Here is a 720-nt window from a genome sequence, read left to right on the forward strand (position 1 = left end):
AGCCCCCTCAACTCCCCCCATGGCCCCCTCAACTCCCCCCGAGGGGGGAGCTTATGACTGAACCATGGGGGAGATTGTCCGAGAACTCTTCCGACACTATCATTCTGTCATCCCGAGCGCAGTCGAGGGATCTCAAGACACGTTCCTGTAGATTTAGTGAGATGGCTCGACTTTGCTCGCCATGACAGAATGATAGCAGCTGATAGGTTTTCGGACAGCCTGGGGGGAAGGTTGGAGGGGCTTCATATCCTCCCCTTTTGGGGAGCTTAAGAATACCAATTACTATGTTGAATAACAAACATCCTAAAGCCTCCCCTTCGGGGGAGGTTGGAGGGGCCAGGGAGGCCGGAGGGACCCTATACCGCTCGCTCTACGTCCTTCTTTCGATGGGTGTGAATCCCGGCCTTCCCGGTCTCCCGCAGAGCCTGTCCGAGTGCCGTTCCCGGGGCCTCCGGCTTTTCGACCGGATGCTGGACGAAGTCCGCAGCGGGTCGGTTAGTCCTGTGTCCCGCCTGCGCCTGCTGTCCTCCTCGTTCGACCTGCTGAACGGCGTCACGCTGGTGTCGGACCTGGAACGTTCGGACCGCTGGTACCAACTGGTGGAGGCAGTCGTGGACCGTTGCCCGGCCCCCACCGGATGCTCAGGCCTGCTGCAGACCTCCCTCTGCCGCTGCCTGACGGACTATTTCTATGGTAGCCCTTCTCCCGAAACGGATGAGT

Annotated in this window: 1 protein-coding gene; it reads left to right on the plus strand. The window is 59.9% G+C overall.

The window, feature by feature from the left end:
• Positions 1-284 precede the first annotated feature (284 nt).
• Positions 285-720, plus strand: a 436-nt coding sequence (locus B5F34_RS17210) for a hypothetical protein (RefSeq protein WP_140393033.1), incomplete at its 3' end; no start/stop codon positions are given.

Source organism: Mediterranea sp. An20 (genome assembly GCF_002160055.1).
GTDB classification, from domain to species: Bacteria; Bacteroidota; Bacteroidia; order Bacteroidales; family Bacteroidaceae; genus Bacteroides; species Bacteroides avicola.